This is a genomic window from Pseudomonas sp. 22490, from assembly GCF_052044465.1.
In the GTDB taxonomy this organism is placed as follows: Bacteria; Pseudomonadota; Gammaproteobacteria; order Pseudomonadales; family Pseudomonadaceae; genus Pseudomonas; species Pseudomonas aeruginosa.
Map to the genome: position 1 here is coordinate 52,501 of NZ_JBQENS010000042.1, position 2,445 is coordinate 54,945.

General features: G+C 52.8%; 1 rRNA gene (only partly in view). It reads left to right on the forward strand.

The features are described from left to right. Positions 1-2,425: ribosomal RNA gene (locus ACTJJX_RS31000) — 23S ribosomal RNA — on the forward strand; it begins 466 nt to the left of the window's first position. Positions 2,426-2,445: the final 20 nt, after the last annotated feature.

Sequence of the window (2,445 nt, forward strand, 5' to 3'; positions counted from 1 at the left end):
GAAAAGAACCCCGGAGAGGGGAGTGAAATAGAACCTGAAACCGTATGCGTACAAGCAGTGGGAGCCTACTTGTTAGGTGACTGCGTACCTTTTGTATAATGGGTCAGCGACTTATATTCAGTGGCAAGCTTAACCGTATAGGGTAGGCGTAGCGAAAGCGAGTCTTAATAGGGCGTTTAGTCGCTGGGTATAGACCCGAAACCGGGCGATCTATCCATGAGCAGGTTGAAGGTTAGGTAACACTGACTGGAGGACCGAACCCACTCCCGTTGAAAAGGTAGGGGATGACTTGTGGATCGGAGTGAAAGGCTAATCAAGCTCGGAGATAGCTGGTTCTCCTCGAAAGCTATTTAGGTAGCGCCTCATGTATCACTCTGGGGGGTAGAGCACTGTTTCGGCTAGGGGGTCATCCCGACTTACCAAACCGATGCAAACTCCGAATACCCAGAAGTGCCGAGCATGGGAGACACACGGCGGGTGCTAACGTCCGTCGTGAAAAGGGAAACAACCCAGACCGCCAGCTAAGGTCCCAAAGTTGTGGTTAAGTGGTAAACGATGTGGGAAGGCTTAGACAGCTAGGAGGTTGGCTTAGAAGCAGCCATCCTTTAAAGAAAGCGTAATAGCTCACTAGTCGAGTCGGCCTGCGCGGAAGATGTAACGGGGCTCAAACCACACACCGAAGCTGCGGGTGTCACGCAAGTGACGCGGTAGAGGAGCGTTCTGTAAGCCTGTGAAGGTGAGTTGAGAAGCTTGCTGGAGGTATCAGAAGTGCGAATGCTGACATGAGTAACGACAATGGGTGTGAAAAACACCCACGCCGAAAGACCAAGGGTTCCTGCGCAACGTTAATCGACGCAGGGTTAGTCGGTTCCTAAGGCGAGGCTGAAAAGCGTAGTCGATGGGAAACAGGTTAATATTCCTGTACTTCTGGTTACTGCGATGGAGGGACGGAGAAGGCTAGGCCAGCTTGGCGTTGGTTGTCCAAGTTTAAGGTGGTAGGCTGAAATCTTAGGTAAATCCGGGGTTTCAAGGCCGAGAGCTGATGACGAGTCGTCTTTTAGATGACGAAGTGGTTGATGCCATGCTTCCAAGAAAAGCTTCTAAGCTTCAGGTAACCAGGAACCGTACCCCAAACCGACACAGGTGGTCGGGTAGAGAATACCAAGGCGCTTGAGAGAACTCGGGTGAAGGAACTAGGCAAAATGGCACCGTAACTTCGGGAGAAGGTGCGCCGGCTAGGGTGAAGGATTTACTCCGTAAGCTCTGGCTGGTCGAAGATACCAGGCCGCTGCGACTGTTTATTAAAAACACAGCACTCTGCAAACACGAAAGTGGACGTATAGGGTGTGACGCCTGCCCGGTGCCGGAAGGTTAATTGATGGGGTTAGCGCAAGCGAAGCTCTTGATCGAAGCCCCGGTAAACGGCGGCCGTAACTATAACGGTCCTAAGGTAGCGAAATTCCTTGTCGGGTAAGTTCCGACCTGCACGAATGGCGTAACGATGGCGGCGCTGTCTCCACCCGAGACTCAGTGAAATTGAAATCGCTGTGAAGATGCAGTGTATCCGCGGCTAGACGGAAAGACCCCGTGAACCTTTACTGTAGCTTTGCACTGGACTTTGAGCCTGCTTGTGTAGGATAGGTGGGAGGCTTTGAAGCGTGGACGCCAGTTCGCGTGGAGCCATCCTTGAAATACCACCCTGGCATGCTTGAGGTTCTAACTCTGGTCCGTGATCCGGATCGAGGACAGTGTATGGTGGGCAGTTTGACTGGGGCGGTCTCCTCCTAAAGAGTAACGGAGGAGTACGAAGGTGCGCTCAGACCGGTCGGAAATCGGTCGCAGAGTATAAAGGCAAAAGCGCGCTTGACTGCGAGACAGACACGTCGAGCAGGTACGAAAGTAGGTCTTAGTGATCCGGTGGTTCTGTATGGAAGGGCCATCGCTCAACGGATAAAAGGTACTCCGGGGATAACAGGCTGATACCGCCCAAGAGTTCATATCGACGGCGGTGTTTGGCACCTCGATGTCGGCTCATCACATCCTGGGGCTGAAGCCGGTCCCAAGGGTATGGCTGTTCGCCATTTAAAGTGGTACGCGAGCTGGGTTTAGAACGTCGTGAGACAGTTCGGTCCCTATCTGCCGTGGACGTTTGAGATTTGAGAGGGGCTGCTCCTAGTACGAGAGGACCGGAGTGGACGAACCTCTGGTGTTCCGGTTGTCACGCCAGTGGCATTGCCGGGTAGCTATGTTCGGAAAAGATAACCGCTGAAAGCATCTAAGCGGGAAACTTGCCTCAAGATGAGATCTCACTGGGAACTTGATTCCCCTGAAGGGCCGTCGAAGACTACGACGTTGATAGGCTGGGTGTGTAAGCGTTGTGAGGCGTTGAGCTAACCAGTACTAATTGCCCGTGAGGCTTGACCATATAACACCCAAACAATCTGA